Below are 16519 nucleotides of genomic sequence, written 5' to 3'. Positions count from 1 at the left end.
AGAAGCAGCCCAATCCGAACACCGCCTGTTGCAGCCCGGCCGGGAACGGGGGCTGCAGCCGGTGGCCGTTGACGAAGTGCGTGGTGGCGGTCGGGATCGCGGCCTTACGGCCGGGGAGGGCTTCGTCGGCGGCCGGCATGGTGGGGGATTTGCGCATGAAGAACATGGTCACCTCCTGGCGCCCGCGTTGCCGCGGCGCGCATGCGAGAGCGCCGGCATCGGCGCTGCTGAGCGCTGTTGCCTCCGGCTCTCAATTGTTTCGGATATAGGTCTCTACGTCCACCGCGGAAGATCGTTACCTGCGGCGGCGGTCCGCCGCAGTGCGGCGCCGCGTTAGTCGCGGGCGTAGCCGATCAGCGGCTTGCGCGGGCGGAACATCAGCATCAGCAGGATGCCGAGCACGCCCAGCACCGCGAAGGTCGGCTGCGCCAGCAGCAGCTTGAGCACATTGGTCCAGAGCCAGGGCGCGGTCTGCTCGGCCCACACCCGCACGGCCTGCTGGCTGGACTGATGGAAGTCGTTCCAGAAGTCGCCGAGCCGGGTCCATTGCACGGTGCCATCGGCGACCGAGCGGGCGCCGTCATAGACCAGAAAGATGAATCCGCCGGTGAGCAGCAACAGACCGATCAGTCGAAAGAACCCGCGGATCATCCTCACCCCGAAATCTGGCTAGCCGTCCCCGCTGCCGGGCTTAGCGGGCGCTAGCGGCGAATTCAACCGCGCAGGAAAGGCAGATCGCCAGCGGCCGAAACGTCCGGACGGATCGGCTCGACCGTTGACGCTGCGGCCCTGGGGCTCTATAAGGCGCGGCGATGGCGGTGGGGCGATCCTGCCGCCGATGTTCTTTGGACGAAGGCTGCGGTTTAGCGCGCCCGGCGCCCAGGAACGATACCCACGAACATCCGGAACGTCACGCGGAACCGCTTCGAGCGGGTTCGCCTTCAGCCCGGCCTCTCCGTAACGGGGCCGCCGCAGGATTTGAGAGAACATGGCCAATACGTCTTCCGCCAAGAAAGCGACCCGCAAGATCGCCCGTCGCACCGCGGTGAACAAGTCGCGCCGCACTCAGATGCGCGGATCGGTCCGGACCGTCGAAGAGGCGATCGCCAGTGGCGACCGTGACGCCGCCGTGAAGGCGATGGCGCGCGCCGAGCCGGAACTGATGCGCGCCGCCCAGCGCAACATCATCCATAAGAACGCCGCGAGCCGTAAGGTGTCGCGCCTCGCCAGCCGGATCGCCAAGCTCGCGCAGTAAGCGCATCGCCGGAAGTCCGATCCGGACATCCGGCTTGCGACCACGACGACCGATGCCCGGCCGAGCCGGGCATTTTTTTGTCTCCAAGATTCTTTGTCTCCAAGATTCGGTGTCCGGCCCGGCAGCGCCAGGCACGAGCGGCACGGATCTTCGTCGACGTCGAGCCAGGTTCAGTTCTGCGACGGCCGATGCCGTTGCTGAGTTGTGATCCTTGTCCTCGCACCGCGCGGCCGTGGTCAAGTTGTCCTGTCGCCGCGCAGCTGCGCCGATTGTTGTCCTTCGCCGCGGACTAACTTCCGAACGGGTCCGCTGTTGTCGCCGCGCTAAGGAACTGCCGCTCATCCGATGGGTGGGAGGCGCGCGCGATGCGTGTGTCAGATCGAACAGCAGACTGCTTACCTTCGAGAGCGCTCGCCTAGGATCTTTTCATCCCGCCGCTTCATCTTCCGGAACGTCGTCCCTCGTGTGGTAACGAGGCGGACAACGGACTCCCTAACCTCGTACTCCTACTGATCGTTACGGATGTGATGCATCGCTGCGTGCTGCGTCGCACGCGGGGGCGCGTCATGACAATTTGACGAATTCAAGAAACCATTGGGGCACAGCGTTAACTCTACTCATTCATGAGACGCTTGACAGGACGCGCGGGCCTCCTGCAGCGCCGTCGGGCGGTTTTCGCCGCGAGGGTTACCCTGTCCGAGCGCACACGAAAAACGGCGGACGTCGAACCACTTATCGGCAAAGCGAAGAGGAGCGGTTGGAAAACGCGGTTGGCTCCGCCGCAAAGGTAAAGGATTCATGAAATTCTTTTGAGCATGAGACGGAAATGTCACGTCGTCGGCACAAAACGAATCTGCGCACAGATTCAAAATCTTGGGCGGGCGCAAAGAATTAGTTCGCCGACCTGCTCACTGCTTCGCCCAAGCTCTGAGCGTAGACGACCAATCATTGTCGTTGCCTCGCTGGGAGGCTCGTGTATTTCTTAACCCGTCCGCGGCGCCCTCGGCTCTTCAGATCAGCGCGGTTTGAGAACCATGGGCGGGCATGCAGATCGGCGGCGATATGCGTGTTGGCGGCGTTTTCCAAACGACGGCCGGAGTGCAACCCATAGAAATGTGGGACCGGCGAAGCCATGTCTGAAATCGCGTGTGCGCTCGTTGCGGGTGCTCACGTGCAGGTCATGAGCCGAGCATCCGGGCTGTCGTAACGGACGACGGCGACGCGGCTGGAATACGGATTAGACTCGGGGTTTGACGACATCCCGGTGCGTGCGAGCGCAGCGGGTGGGGGAGGTTTCATGTGCTATCGATCCGCGATTTCATCATCATTGCTGACCGCCGGTATTCCGCTTCATCGATTCATCGACCTTTGCGATTTCCCCTTGTCGTTCGACCGGTCGCGCTTTCGTGCGCATGATCGATTGTCGAGACGCCTGCTGACCTGACCTGATCGGTCGGCTCCTCCTTCGGCCCTGATCTGACGTCGGCGCGAATGCGTCGTGCGGCGGAGCCGTGGCTGAAATCCACTCATCGCCAGATCGAAGCGCTTGGTCGCAGCAGGATGATCGCCTCATCGCAGCGCCGGCATCGACGACCCGTCTCTCTCAACTCGAAAAGCCAAAGCAATGTCGAATATGGAACAGGATCGCTGGTCACGCGTGAAGGGCCGTCTGCGCTCGACCGTCGGGGAGGACGTTTACTCGAGTTGGTTCGCGCGGATGGATCTGGAGAGCGTGCACGACGAGAGCGTGCACCTGTCGGTGCCGACCCGTTTCCTGAAGAGCTGGATTCAGACGCACTATTCGGAAAAGGTGCTGAACTGCTGGCAGGCCGAACTGCCGGAAGTCTGCCGCATCGATCTGACCGTTCGCTCGCCGGTGCGCAGCAATACGCCGGTGAAGGAAACTGCCGCGCCGGTCGAAGCGCGCCGCGAAGAAGCCCGCGGCGGCAGCGAGCCGCGCGGGACTGCCGCAACGCCGGTCAGCGCCAGCCATGATGCGCTCGGCGGTTCGCCGCTCGATCCGCGGCTGACGTTCGCCAGCTTCGTGGTCGGCCGCTCCAACACGCTGGCGCATGCCGCCCCAAACAGGTGCCGAAGGCCGCCGCGGCGATCCGGTGATGTTCAATCCGCTCTACATTCAATCCGGTGTCGGCCTCGGCAAAACGCATCTGCTGCAGGCCGTGACGTGGGCCCGCAATGCCGGCGGCGAACGCAAGGTGCTGTATCTCACCGCAGAGAAGTTCATGTACGGCTTCGTCGCCGCGCTGAAGACTCAGACGGCGATCGCCTTCAAGGAAGCGCTGCGCGGCATCGACGTGCTGGTGATCGACGATCTGCAGTTCCTGCAGGGCAAGACCACCCAGGCCGAGTTCTGCCACACGCTGAACGCGCTGATCGACGCCGGCCGTCAGGTCGTGGTCGCGGCCGATCGTCCGCCGTCGGATCTCGAAAGCCTCGACGAACGCGTGCGTTCGCGTCTCGCCGGCGGCCTCGTCGTCGAGATGGCGCAGCTCGGCGAAGACCTGCGGCTCGGCATCCTGAAGTCCCGCGTCGTCGCCGCGCGCGCGCATCACGCCAGCTTCGACGTGCCGCAGCAGGTGCTCGAATATCTCGCGCGCTCGATCACCCATAACGGCCGCGATCTCGAAGGCGCCATCAATCGCCTGCTGGCGCATTCCAAGCTGAACAATCAGCCGGTGACGCTGGAGATGGCCGAGCACGAAGTGCGCGACCTGATCCGCCCGTCGGAGCCGAAGCGCATCAAGATCGAAGACATCCAGCGCGTCGTCGCCCGGCAGTACAATGTCAGCCGCTCCGACCTGCTGTCGTCGCGCCGCACCGCCAATGTGGTGCGTCCGCGTCAGGTGGCGATGTACCTCGCCAAGACGCTGACGCTGCGCTCGCTGCCGGAGATCGGCCGCCGCTTCGGCGGGCGCGATCACACCACGGTGCTGCACGCCGTGCGCAAGATCGAAGGGCTGGTGTCCAAGGACAACACGCTCAACGACGAGGTCGAGTCGCTGAAGCGCCAGCTTCAGGACTAGGCTCGAGGCCGAGATTCGGCCTTTAAGCAAATTTCGGGGAAATTCGACCCGGTGGGGGCGCCGCACCCTTGCGTCCGGCGCGCAACCACGCCACGCTGCGGCCCCCCTGCGGGTCGCTCGAACCGCCGGGTCTCCTCGCTCCGGCGCCGATCCAGGCCGCCGGGCATCTCCAATTCATCCGGCAGCTCCATCGGCTCGGTGCGGGACGGATCAGGCGGGTCTTGCAATGAAGGTTACGGTCGAACGCGCGCAACTTCTCAAGGCGCTGGGGCACGTCCACCGCGTCGTCGAACGCCGCAACACCATTCCGATCCTGGGTAACGTGCTGCTGCGCGCCGAGAACGCCCAGCTGGCGCTGAAGGCGACCGACCTCGATCTCGAAGTCACCGAGACGCTGCCGGCCGAAACCGCGACCGGCGGTTCGACCACGGTGCCGGCGCACATGTTCTACGACATCGTCCGCAAGCTGCCGGACGGCTCGCAGATCGTGCTGGAGAGCGATGGCGACCGTTCGGTGCTGGCGATCCGCGCCGGCCGCTCGCGCTTCACGCTGCAGACGCTGCCGGAGAGCGACTTTCCGGATCTCGCCGCCGGCGAGATGAGCCATTCGTTCAAGCTGACGGCGTCCGACGTCAAGCGGCTGATCGATCGCACCCAGTTCGCGATCTCCACCGAAGAGACGCGCTACTATCTCAACGGCATCTATCTGCACACCGCCGGCACCGCCAAGGCGGCGACGCTACGCGCGGTCGCCACCGACGGCCATCGCCTGGCGCAGATCGATCTGCCGCAGCCCGCCGGCGCTGCCGGCATGCCGGGCGTGATCGTGCCGCGCAAGACGGTCGGCGAAGTGCAGCGGCTGATCGAAGACAGCGAGGCCGAGATCGGCATCGAGCTGTCGGCCGGCAAGATACGCCTCAGCATCGGCAATGTGGTGCTGACCTCCAAGCTGATCGACGGCACCTTCCCGGACTACGGCCGCGTCATTCCGCAGAACAACGACAAGGAACTGGTCGTCGACAAGAAGGATTTCGAAGCCGCGGTCGACCGCGTCTCGACCATCTCGTCGGAGCGCGGCCGCGCCGTGAAGCTGGCGCTGTCGGCCGGCAAGCTGGTGCTGTCGGTGACCAACCCGGATTCCGGCAGCGCCACCGAAGAGCTCGAGGTCGAGTACGCCTCGGATGCGCTCGATATCGGCTTCAACTCGCGCTATCTGCTCGACATCGCCGCCCAGATCGAGGGCGAGGTCGCGGTGCTCAAGCTCGCCGATCCCGGATCGCCGACCCTGATTCAGGATCGCGACTCGCTCAGCGCGCTGTATGTGCTGATGCCGATGCGGGTATAGCGGCGCGTTCGCCGCGCCTCACTCCAGCATCTTCCGCAGCTCTGCCTTGGCAACCTTCTCCAGGGTCGAGCGCGGCATGTCGTCGACCAGCCGCACTTCGCGCGGCCGCTTGAAGTCGGCGAGCTGCGCGCTGCACGCCGCCAAGACCTTGTCGCCGAGATCCGGCGCGGCGCGTTCGACGCCGCCTTGCGGGATCACGAACACCACCGGCACCTCGTCGAGCATCGGGTGCTTCTTGGCCACCACTGCGGCCTCGCGCACGCCCGCCACGGTGATCACCACCTGCTCGATCTCCGACGCCGCGACGTTCTCGCCGCCGACCTTGAGCATGTCCTTGGCGCGGTCGCCGAAGCGGATGAAGCCGTGGTCGAGCAGCGTGACGCGATCGCCGGTGATGAAGTAGCCGAACTCGTCGAAGCTTTGCCGCGTCGCTTCGGCGTTGTGCAGATACTCTTTGAACAGCGACAGCCCGGGCACGCCCTTGATCAGCAGATTGCCGGTTTCGCCGACCTGCGTCGGCGCGCCGTCGTCGCCGACGATGCGCAGCGCATATTCCGGCGCGGCGCGGCCGATGGCGTTCGGCGTGTTGGGCTGGTCGGCCTCGGCGATGATGCCGTGGGTGATGGTCTCGGTCATGCCCCACCAGCCGATCGTCGGAACGTCGAACGACGCAAAGGCCGGCGGATCGGCGACCGCGGTGCCCCACATCCGGAAATGATGCAGCGCCGGCCGCTCCTGCTCCATCAGCGCCTTGAGGCAGAACGCGATGGTCGACATCCAGGTGCAGCGATGCTCGGTCGCCACCTTCCAGAACCGGCTCGCCGAGAAGCGCGGCTGGATCACCACGGTGCCGCCGACCCACAGCGATGACAGCATCGAATAGGCCAGCGCATTGGTGTGGAACAGCGGCAAGTAAGCGAAGTGAACGTCGGCGGCGCGCAGCGTCTGGTGCGCGGCGTTGATCTTGGCGCCCCACAGCGCGTTGGCGTGAGTCCACAGCACCGCCTTGGGCCGCGACGTCGTCCCCGAAGTGTACTGCACGCTGCACGGCGCGGCCGGATTGGTGACGCGGCGCGGCCGGTCGGCACTGTAACCGAACAGGCTGGCGAACGACTCCGTTTTGGCGATCGGAGTAACCGGCTTGGCGGCGCCCGGGTCGTGATCAATCACGGCGATCCAGGACAGCTGCTTGCAATTCGCCCCGATCAGGTCCGCATAGGCCGGCTGTGTGATGGCGGCAACGGCGCCGCAGTGATCGGCGAAGTACGCGATTTCGGCGGCGGCGGAGCGCGTATTGGTGGTCACTGCCAGCGCGCCGAGCTCGACGCAGGCGAACCAGGCGAGCAGGAATTCGGCGCAGTTGTCGAGATGGATCAGCACCGCGTCGCCGCTGCGCACGCCGCGCCTGGCCAGCCCGGCTGCCAGCGCGCCGACGCGGTCGTGAAACTCGCGATAAGTCCAGACCCGCGCGGGCGCATCGAACGGCGCCGAGATCACGAACGGATGGTCGCCGCGCGTCCGCGCCTGCATGTTCAGCAGCCACGGCACATCCATGCCGGCGAATGGCGACACCACGCCCGGCGCTTCGATCTCTTTCATCGTTCCTCCCGCTTCGCGGTTGTCCCGCGCTTGTGCTTCTTCCGCCTGCCATCGCGGCGATCTGTCGAGCTTGTGCCATCGACCGCAGGGGCGCGCAATTCTCCGGTGCGAATGCACGCTTGCGCGCGCCGCAATGTCGCCGGGCACGAGACTTCTGGGCGGCCGTTACGAGGCCGAGTAGCCCGATGCGCGAACTCGGACGCCGCCTGCATGTCCGGTTGCGGGACGATCGGTCGCAACGGCGGCGTCGCCTCGGTCGGAACGTCTACCGCACCGCACCGTTGGCTGGCAGGTCTCGCGCGACGCGATGCACTGCTAACCAAAGGAGATGACGATGAGATATTTGGCCTTGGCCGCACTGGCCCTCGGCTCGCTCGGCGCAACGCAGTTCGTCACCGCACAGCCCGCCGCAGCGGGTGTCGAATATCCCTATTGCAAGCAGGGCGCGCTGCAGGGTTATCCGGGCAATTGCAACTACGCCAGTTTCGAGGCGTGCCGCTACACAACTCGCGGCACCGGCGGCAATTGCGTCGCGAACCCGCGTTATTTGGCTTGGGGCGGCGGCTACGGCCCAGCCTATGGCATGGCCTATGGCACTGCGCCGGCCGGCGACTTCAGATCGAGCTACGCCTACGCGCCGCGGGGCGGCTATGCGCCGGGCTACGGCGCTTATGACGGCTATCCGGTCGAGTGATCGGTGGTCGGCACAATTACAGGCCGCGCTCCTTGCGGCTGAAATTCGACAGATGGCCCTCGCGCGCGGCCTGCGCGCGGGCGGCCTTGACCACGCCCTTGCTTTTGCCGGGCGGGGCGGGCCGCGACACCAGCCGCGCCATCTTGCGACCGCCGCAATGCGGGCAGCGCGGCTTATCGTCGAAGCCCACGAGCAGTTCGCTGTCTTTGTCGCATGTCGGACAATGAAAGCTGTAAAGCGGCATGATCGGGTCTCCGAAAGCTTGTTGCAGCGAGCTTTGCAGGAAACGGACCAGCCGACCGCCGTACTGATTACCGCTGTGCCGCCTCGATCACCGCCAGCAATTCGCGGCCGTAGTGTTCGAGCTTCTTGTCGCCGATGCCGGGGATGCCGCGGAGCTGATCGAGCGAGCGCGGCTTCGTCATCGCGATGCCGTCGAGCGTCGCATCGTGCAGCACCACATAGGCCGGCACGCCGCGGCTCTTGGCGGTCTCGGCTCGCCAGGCCTTGAGCGCCGCGAAAAGCGGCTGATCGCCGTTGCTGAGCTGCGGCGCGGCGCCGACCAGATCGCCGCGGCGCGACTTGACCCGGGGCGCGCGTCCGGCCGGCTGTTCGCGCAGCATCACTTTCGTTTCGCCCTTCAGCACGGCGCGCGAAGTCTCGGTCAGCTTCAGCGCACCGAACGCCTCGCTGTCCGGCACCAGATGGCCGGACGCGACCAATTGCCGGATCACGCTGCGCCACTGCTTCTCGTCGAATTCGCGGCCGATGCCGAACACCGATAATTTGTCGTGGCCGAACTCCGTTGCGCGCTCGGTCAGCCGGCCGAGCAGCACGTCGATCAGATGCTGGGCGCCGAAGCGCTGCCCGGTGCGATAAGCGCAGGACAACAGCTTCTGCGCCGCGACGCTGCCGTCGATCAGCTGTGGCGGCTGCAGGCAGTTGTCGCAATTACCGCAGCGCTCGAACGACGGCGTCTCGCCGAAATAGCCGAGCAGCCTGGTGCGGCGGCAGCCGGCGGTCTCGGCGAGGCCGACCAGCGCGTCGAGCTTGCCGAGCGAGACGCGCTTGAAGGCGTCCGAGCCGGTACTCTCGTCGATCATGCGGCGCTGCTGCACGATGTCGGCGAGGCCGTACAGCATCCAGGCCTCGGAAGGCTTGCCGTCGCGGCCGGCGCGACCCGTCTCTTGGTAGTAAGCCTCGATGCTCTTGGGCAGATCAAGATGCGCGACGAAGCGGACGTCGGGCTTGTCGATGCCCATGCCGAACGCGATGGTGGCGACGATCACCACGCCGTCCTCGTTGATGAAGCGGTCCTGATGCCGCGCCCGAACGTTGGCGTCGAGCCCGGCGTGATAGGGCAGCGCCGGGATGCCGGCCTTGACCAGGCTGGTGGCGACGGCTTCGACCTTGGCGCGCGACAGGCAATACACCACGCCGGATTCGCCCATGTGGCGGTCGCGGATGAAGGCTTCGAGCTGCGCCGGGCCGTTGCGCTTGTCGACGATCGCGTAGCGGATGTTGGGACGGTCGAAGCTGGAGACGAAGCAGCGCGCGTCGCCGAGGCCGAGCCGTTCGGCGATCTCGCGCCGCGTCAGCGAGTCGGCGGTCGCCGTCAGCGCGATGCGCGGCACGTTCGGGAATTTCTCCGCGATCGCAGACAGCCCGACATATTCCGGGCGGAAGTCGTGGCCCCATTGCGAGACGCAATGCGCCTCGTCGATCGCGAACAACGCGATTTTTGCCCGCGCCAGCAGCGCCAGCGTGCGCGGCGTCAGCAGCCGCTCGGGCGCGACGTAGAGCAGATCGAGCTCGCCGCTCACGAGCTGCTGCTCGATCTCATCCGCTTCCCATGGCGCCAGCGTCGAATTCAGCGCCGCGGCGCGCACGCCGGCTTCCAGCAGCCCGGCCACCTGGTCGCGCATCAGCGCGATCAGCGGTGACACCACGATGCCGCAGCCGTCGCGCAGCAGCGCCGGCAATTGGTAGCACAGCGACTTGCCGCCGCCGGTCGGCATCAGCACTAGGCAGTGATTGCCCGAGGCGACGTGGCGGACGATCTGTTCCTGCGAGCCGCGGAATGACGGCAGCCCGAACACCGAGCCGAGCAGCGCATGCGCGCGGGTGCCGAGTTCATCATCGGCAGCAAACGGGGCAGGTTTCATGGCAGGCACGGACGGCAGGACATGCCGTCCTATAGCTCACTGCGCCGCTTGGTGTCTGCCCCGCCGTTGCGGCGTCAGCCGGCCTTGCGGGCTTTGGCGTTCGAAGCGGTGCCGCGCGCCAGCTTGCGGGGCGTGGTCGCGTCCTCTTTGGCCTTGCCGGCGCCGCTGCCGGAGATCGGCAGCAGCATCTCCTTTTGACCGGCCGCAGTCTTGCGTTTCTTTGGCTTCGGAGCTGCCTTGGGCGCGGCCTTGGCGGGCTTCTCGGCCCGCTCCGGCGCGGCGGCTTTGCCGCCGCTCTTGCTGTCGCCGAGGCTCTTGCGCAGCGCCTCCATCAGGTCGACGACGTTATCGCCCTTCGGCCGCGCCTGGGCGGCGATCGGCAGGCCGCTGACCTTCTTGTTGATCAGCTCGGTCAGCGCGCTCTCATAGTGATCCTCGAACAGATCCGGCTGGAAGTGGCCGGACTTCTGTTCGACGATGTGCTTGGCGAGGTCGAGCATGTCCTTGGTGATCTTCACATCCTGGATCTCGTCGAAGTAATCGGCGGCATCGCGCACCTCGTAGGGATAGCGCAGCAGCATGCCGACGAGACCGTTGTCGCGGGCTTCCAGCGCGATGACGTGTTCGCGGTTGGTCAGCACCACCCGCGCCAGCGCCACCCGGTCCATCGCCCGGATGGTCTCGCGGATCACCGCGTAGGCGTCGTGGCCGACCTTGCCGTCCGGCACGATGTAGTAAGGGCGTACCAGATACAATTCATCGATCTCGCTCTTGGGCACAAACTGATCGATCTCGATGGTGCGGGTGGATTCCAGCGCGATATTGTCGAGTTCGTCCCTTGTGATCTCGACATAGCTGTCGGTATCGACCTTGTAGCCCTTCATGATGTCGTCGGCATCGACCTCGTCGCCGGTTTCGGCGTCGACCTTGAGGTATTTGATCCGGTGGCCGGTCTTGCGGTTGATCTGGTTGAAGCTGATCTTTTCGGCATCGGACGTGGCCGGAAACAACGCCACCGGGCAGGTCACCAGCGAAAGACGTAGGAAGCCTTTCCAGTTGGCGCGGGGGGCCATACGCATACTCCACTGAACTAGACTGAACGCGCGCGGACCCGGAGGCCCCGAAAACCGGACTCAAGGCGCAGGACTCGGATTCGTTCCCGGCATGGCTTATCTTAGTTGGAAAGAAGGTAGCGGAGTCTGGAACATGGTCGATCGTTCGCGGGGGGGGCAAGGTCGAGGCGCCACGCCGCGCGATCTGGCGACGCGGATTGCACGGCGCCAGCCGGCCGACGGCTTCCTGCGCGAGACCTTCACGCTGCCGCGTCCGGCAGCGCGCGCCAAGGCGCGGGAATTCCTCGAGGCCTGGCCTAAGGCCGCCTATATGAGCGGCGTCGAAAGCTGGCGCGAATTGCCCGGCGACACCATCGAATTCACCATGCGGCGATTGCCGACGGCGGATTGAGCGGCGGCGCGGCTGCGACAGCGCGGCCGCTGTGCTTCGTCAGTTTTCCCGGTTGCAAATGCCACCGTCCGCGGCATGGTTAAGCTGGCGGTTTCGCCGCCGACATTTCGATTGTGCATTTGCGATTGCTCGATGGACAGCTCCGAACAGACCGGCCGTACCGGCTTCGCCGAAGCGCCGCATTATCACGGCCACCGCGAGCGTCTGCGTGAGCGCTTTCGCGAGGCCGGCGCCGACGCGCTGTCGGACTACGAACTGATGGAGCTGGTGCTGTTCCGTGCGCTGCCGCGGCGCGACGTCAAGCCGCTTGCCAAATCCCTGATAGCGCGGTTCGGCTCGTTCGCCGAAGCCGTTCACGCGCCGGAGACGCGGCTGCGCGAAGTCGAAGGACTGGGCGAAGCGGCGATCACCGAGATCAAACTGATCGCCGCAACGTCCGCGCGCGTCGCCAAAGGGCAGCTCAAGAATCGTACGGTGCTATCGTCGTGGAGCGCGGTGATCGACTATTGCCGCACCGCGATGGCGTTCGCCGACAAGGAGCAGTTCCGCATCCTGTTTCTCGACAAGCGTAATCAGCTCATCGCCGACGAACTACAGCAGACCGGCACCGTCGACCATACACCCGTCTACCCGCGCGAGATCGTCAAGCGCGCGCTCGAACTATCCGCGACCGCGGTCATCATGGTGCACAACCACCCCTCCGGCGATCCGACACCGTCGCAGTCCGACATCCAGATGACCAAGACCATCATGGGCATCGCCGACCCGCTCGGCATCTCGGTGCACGACCATATCATCGTCGGCAAGAACGGCCATGCGAGTCTGAAGGGGCTGAAGCTGATTTGAGATGCGACCTGCAGGTGACCCTCCGATTGGTTGCGCTGTGCGCGGCGATCTGCACTGAGTCGTCATCCTGAGGCGCTCGCCCGCAGGGCGAGCCTCGAAGGATGCGGCCGCGCGTACCTGCGGCTCATCCTTCGAGGCCGCCGCTTCGCGGCGGCACCTCAGGATTACGGAGTTTGCGTAGAAGCGCAGACGAAATCCGTGAGTAGCTGCGTCTTGCGCTCCAGTCTCTCCACCGTCATTGCGAGGAGCGCAGCGACGAAGCAATCCAGCTCCGTGCACTGCGCTGGATTGCTTCGCTTCGCTCGCAATGACGAAGGGTCCGCGGTTCGTCGCCAGTAATCGCCGTCAGCGCCGCAGCACCGCGATCGTACGATTGGCAAATCCGAGGCGCTCGGCCATCACCGACATGAAGTACACCAGCAGCGCCTGCGCCAGTTCCGGATGTTCGGCCTTGATCAGCTCGAACTGATCGGCCGGCAGCGCGTACAGGGTCGAATCGGTGTCGGCCTCGATGGTGGCGCTGCGGGGGCGGCCGGAGACCATGCCCATCTCGCCCACGGTGGTGAAGCGGCCGAGACTGCGGACCCGCATGGTGCCGCCGTCTTCAGCCGGCACGACGATGTTGACGCGGCCTTCGACGATGAAATGCATCGAGGACGCCGGCTCTCCGGCATGGGCGATGACGTCGCCGGCGCGGACCACGACGCGGCGGCAGCGGCGGATCAGTTCGTCCGCCATTGCGTCGCCGCCGAGCACGCCGGCAAGCCATCCGGCCAGATCGTGGACCTCGCCGGAGCGACCTGTCGCGTGGCGGGCGATCAGCTCGTTCTCGCACCATTCCAGCGCGCGATCGAGTTCTCGCATCAGCACGACATCGCCTGAGATGAAGCCGCTGCTGCGTAGTGCGCCGTCGAGCCGCGGCGCCAGATTGACCAGCACCAGCCGGGCGCCGCGCTCGCGCGCCAGCCGTTTGATCTGGTCGAACGAATAGGCGGCCGACGAATCCAGCCCGTTGACCAGGCTGAAGTCGAACACCAAGTGACGGCATTCGGGGTAGTCGTGCAGCAGCGCCTTGACGTGCTGATACAGCCGATTGGCCGAGCCGAAGAACAGATAGCTCTGCAGGTTGAGGCCCTGGATCTCGGTGCCGTGGGCGCCGAGGAGCGCCATCTCGGCCGGGGCGCGGTCGAGCGACGAGCGATATTCGGTGGCGTTGAAACCGAATTTGATCGAGCTGATCCGCGAGGCGCTGACCGCGAAGGTGGTGCAGCCGATCAGGACGCCGATCAGCACGCCGGCGATGAAGCCGGAATGCAGGATGATCACCGCGATCGCGATCAGCGACAGATATTCGGCGGCCGACAGGCGCCGCAGTGACGAAATGGTCCAGCGCTTGAGCTGGCTGGCGCCGAGCCCGAGCAGAAGGCCGCCGAGCAGGAATTTCGGCACATAGGCCAGCACCGCCGGATCCAGCACCAGCATCGCGGCCGCCATCGCGGCGACGATCAGGCCGGAGCCGCGGCCACGTCCCCCACTGCGATGGTTGAGCAGCGACCGGCTGATCGAGATGCAGCCCGAATAGCCGCCGAGCGCACCGGCCAGCACATTGGCGATGCCGGTGACGCCGAGTTCGCGGTCGAGATCAGCCTCGGCCTGGGCTTCGACCTCGATGCCCGTGGTGTTGAACAGCGCCGTGATGGCGGTGACGAACACCACCGCGACGATATTGCCGACCAGCGCCGGCAGAGCGTCGAGCGGCAGCTCGGCGATGGCCTCGCTGCGCCACGGCAGCACGAACGAAGACGGCGGCGCCACGAAGGTCCAGCCCGCCTGCTGAGCGTCGGCGGCCGACATGCCAAAGCGATAGAACACGAACTGCGTGGCGCCGAGCGCAGCGATCAGCAGGGCAGGCAGCAACAGCGCGCTGTCGAAGCGTCGCCTCGCCTCGCGGACGATCAGCGCGAACACGGCCGCGGCAGCGAGCTGATAGATCTGCCGCTCGTCTGGCGGCGCCCACAGCATGTCCCAGCCGACGCTCCGGCCGGTCACGACTTTGACGGCGCCGAAGATCAGCAGAATGCCGGTGGCGCCGAGGAAGCCGCCGATCACCGGATAGGGAACGTAACGGATGGCGCGGGCGACGCGGCCCAGGCCGAGCCCGCACATCAGCGCGCCGGTCAGCACGGTGGCGGCCGACATCGTCAGCAACACCGGCAGCAGCACCGGAATATCGGGATGCAGAGTGGCCATCCGCTCGGCGATCGAACTGGCCAGGATGGCGGCGACCGCTGCGGTTGAGCCGTCCACGCCACCGACGGCGAAGCGGAATGAACTGCCGAGCGCCACCACCAGGGCGATCGCCGCCGACGAAATGAAGGTCGCGGTGAGTCCGTAGCCCAGCCAGGGCGACAGCGGGCCGGAGAAAATCAGCGCCGCGTAGGACAGGCCGTAACTAATCGTCAGCAGACCGGCGACGCCGCCGCCGAGGACGTCGCCTACTCCAAATACGAGCCGGCGAGGGGAGGTCGAAGGCAGCGTCCGAAAAATCGACGCGACATGCGGATCATTCATGGCAATTCCGACCTGATCGCGATGTCGGAAAAGCCCCGCCCGCGCTGCCGCCGCGGCGCATCGCCGCGGGCGGTGGTCAAATTGCTAACGACCACGCCTCGCGGCGACAAGGTCTATATTGTGACAAATCGATGACAAATACGTAGTGCGTAGTTGCGTAGAGCCTCAAACCGCAACGCAGCCGTGCGATGCTGGTGATAACTGAGACGCTGGGTCAAAACTTTCCGTGCCGGCCTTCGCCTTGGGTGAAGCGCTCGGCGCCGGACAGAGTCTCGCCGGAGGCGATGACCTTCAGGCCGCCGCGCATCTCGTTCATGATCGCGTCTTCTTCCGGCATGTCCCATTGCTGCAGCGCCGACAGCCGGTCCGCGCGCATGCAGGCTTGGGGAAACGCTGCGATCTCCTTGGCAAGCGTGATCGCCTGGAAGGCGGCCTCGCCGCGGCGGACGACGCGATTGGCAAGACCGATGCGGTGCGCCTCGGTGCCCGACACCGGGCGGCCGGTGAGGATCAGATCCATGGCGTGGGAGTGGCCGATCAGCCGCGGCAGCCGGATGGTGCCGAGATCGATCAGAGGCACGCCGAAGCGGCGGCAGAACACGCCGAAGGTGGCGTCTTCGGCCGCGACCCGCATGTCGGCCCAGAGCGCCAGTTCAAGACCGCCCGCCACCGCGTAGCCTTCAATCGCGGCGATCACCGGCTTGCTCAGCCGCAGCCGGCTCGGGCCCATCGGCGCCGGCGAGTTGTGGCCGGCGATGTCGCGCGCCCGCTCGGCATCGCCGCTCGCCACCGCCTTGAGATCGGCGCCGGCGCAGAACGTGCCGCCTTCGCCGGTCAGCACCGCCACCGAGGCGGTGGCATCGGCGTCGAACGCCAGGAAAGCGTCGTACAGCTTCTTGGCCGTCGCCCCGTCGACAGCATTGCGCCGCTCCGGCCGGTTGATCGAGATGATCGTCACCGGTCCGTTGCGCTCGATCAGCACGGTGTTGGGGCTTTGCATGTGGAACTCCGTCGGGATTGGCTGGGCGGGGTTTGGCGAGGTTGATATCAACGAGGTCCTAGCATCCCGCGTTGATTATTATCAAAGGTCATCCTCATAAGTCGTCATTCCGGGGCGCTCGCGTAGCGAGCGAACCCGGAATCCATACTCCCTGTGCTCTCTGTTAGTGCCACGGCGTGGCAACACCTTGCATGCATCGTAGCGCCAGGGGATACGGATTCCGGGTTCGCGCTTCGCGCGCCCCGGAATGACGTTGGAAGGCTGTTACTTCACCGCCAACTCGGTACCCGTGAGTCGCCGATAGGCGTCGAGATAGCGCCTGGATGTCGCCTCGACGATCTCGGGCGGCAGCTTCGGCGGCGGGGCTTCGCCGTTCCAGCGGCCGGCGCGGCGTTCGGCGTCGAGATAGTCGCGCAGCGGCTGCTTGTCGAACGACGGTTGCGGCTTGCCCGGCTGATACACGTCGGCGGCCCAGAAGCGGGAGGAGTCCGGCGTCATCACTTCGTCGAAAAGGATGATGCGGCCATCCTTTCGCG

The 16519-nt window shown here is 65.8% G+C and carries 13 protein-coding genes and 2 pseudogenes; 6 read left to right on the top strand and 9 right to left on the bottom strand.

From position 1 onward, the window contains the following. Together I5M_RS33565 and I5M_RS07490 are read right to left on the bottom strand one after the other, a co-directional pair. Positions 1–166, bottom strand: a pseudogene (locus I5M_RS33565) (peptide-methionine (S)-S-oxide reductase); the annotation flags it as partial. 167 nt (positions 167–333) lie between these two features. Beyond that, positions 334–651, bottom strand: a complete 318-nt coding sequence (locus tag I5M_RS07490) for a hypothetical protein (protein WP_022720832.1) — start codon at positions 649–651, stop codon at positions 334–336. Positions 652–988: 337 nt separating this feature from the next. Between I5M_RS07490 and rpsT the strand changes: the two genes are divergently transcribed. From rpsT to dnaN, 3 genes and pseudogenes are all read left to right on the top strand, one after another. Beyond that, positions 989–1255, top strand: coding sequence for a 30S ribosomal protein S20 (gene rpsT, locus I5M_RS07485; protein ID WP_022720831.1), 267 nt, complete (start codon positions 989–991; stop codon positions 1253–1255). Positions 1256–2879: 1624 nt separating this feature from the next. Further along, a pseudogene (gene dnaA / locus I5M_RS29310) lies at positions 2880–4299 on the top strand (chromosomal replication initiator protein DnaA). Positions 4300–4525: 226 nt separating this feature from the next. After that, the gene (gene dnaN, locus I5M_RS07475; RefSeq protein WP_022720830.1) at positions 4526–5644 is read left to right on the top strand and encodes a DNA polymerase III subunit beta; all 1119 of its coding nucleotides are present in this window, start codon (positions 4526–4528) and stop codon (positions 5642–5644) included. Between the two features lie 18 nt (positions 5645–5662). Here the strand turns inward: dnaN and I5M_RS07470 are convergent, their stop codons facing one another. Next, complete coding sequence (locus tag I5M_RS07470; RefSeq protein ID WP_022720829.1) at positions 5663–7243, bottom strand: AMP-binding protein; 1581 nt, start codon at positions 7241–7243, stop codon at positions 5663–5665. A gap of 334 nt (positions 7244–7577) precedes the next feature. Between I5M_RS07470 and I5M_RS07465 the strand changes: the two genes are divergently transcribed. Beyond that, a complete protein-coding gene (locus I5M_RS07465) occupies positions 7578–7937 on the top strand; it encodes a DUF3551 domain-containing protein (protein WP_083909530.1) in 360 nt (119 codons plus the stop codon). 16 nt (positions 7938–7953) lie between these two features. Here the strand turns inward: I5M_RS07465 and I5M_RS07460 are convergent, their stop codons facing one another. The 3 genes from I5M_RS07460 to I5M_RS07450 all read right to left on the bottom strand — a co-directional run bounded on the left by I5M_RS07460 (position 7954) and on the right by I5M_RS07450 (position 11175). Further along, a complete protein-coding gene (locus tag I5M_RS07460; RefSeq protein ID WP_022720827.1) occupies positions 7954–8181 on the bottom strand; it encodes a zinc ribbon domain-containing protein in 228 nt (75 codons plus the stop codon). 67 nt (positions 8182–8248) lie between these two features. Next, a complete protein-coding gene (gene recQ / locus I5M_RS07455) occupies positions 8249–10102 on the bottom strand; it encodes a DNA helicase RecQ (protein WP_022720826.1) in 1854 nt (617 codons plus the stop codon). A 74-nt stretch (positions 10103–10176) separates the two neighbouring features. Beyond that, the gene (locus I5M_RS07450; protein WP_022720825.1) at positions 10177–11175 is read right to left on the bottom strand and encodes a Ku protein; all 999 of its coding nucleotides are present in this window, start codon (positions 11173–11175) and stop codon (positions 10177–10179) included. 133 nt (positions 11176–11308) lie between these two features. On the opposite strand from I5M_RS07450, the gene I5M_RS07445 reads away from it, so the two are divergent. Further along, positions 11309–11566: a hypothetical protein gene (locus I5M_RS07445; RefSeq protein ID WP_022720824.1), complete on the top strand. Its 258-nt coding sequence runs from the start codon at positions 11309–11311 to the stop codon at positions 11564–11566. Between the two features lie 132 nt (positions 11567–11698). Continuing rightward, positions 11699–12412: a DNA repair protein RadC gene (radC, locus tag I5M_RS07440; RefSeq protein WP_022720823.1), complete on the top strand. Its 714-nt coding sequence runs from the start codon at positions 11699–11701 to the stop codon at positions 12410–12412. Positions 12413–12757: 345 nt separating this feature from the next. On the opposite strand, the gene I5M_RS07435 is transcribed toward radC, so the two are convergent. The 3 genes from I5M_RS07435 to I5M_RS07420 all read right to left on the bottom strand — a co-directional run. Next, positions 12758–14983: a SulP family inorganic anion transporter gene (locus I5M_RS07435; RefSeq protein ID WP_022720822.1), complete on the bottom strand. Its 2226-nt coding sequence runs from the start codon at positions 14981–14983 to the stop codon at positions 12758–12760. Positions 14984–15197: 214 nt separating this feature from the next. Further along, on the bottom strand, positions 15198–15983 hold the full coding sequence (locus I5M_RS07425) for a crotonase/enoyl-CoA hydratase family protein (RefSeq protein WP_022720820.1): 786 nt from the start codon (positions 15981–15983) through the stop codon (positions 15198–15200). 264 nt (positions 15984–16247) lie between these two features. Continuing rightward, a partial coding sequence (locus I5M_RS07420; RefSeq protein ID WP_031335756.1) for a phosphoribosylaminoimidazolesuccinocarboxamide synthase occupies positions 16248–16519 on the bottom strand: 272 nt, incomplete at its 5' end.

The sequence above is a fragment of the Rhodopseudomonas sp. B29 genome (assembly GCF_000333455.1).
GTDB lineage: Bacteria > Pseudomonadota > Alphaproteobacteria > Rhizobiales > Xanthobacteraceae > Rhodopseudomonas.
The sequence above is the reverse complement of the archived record's forward strand: the minus strand, read 5'-3'. Positions and strand labels throughout refer to the sequence as shown.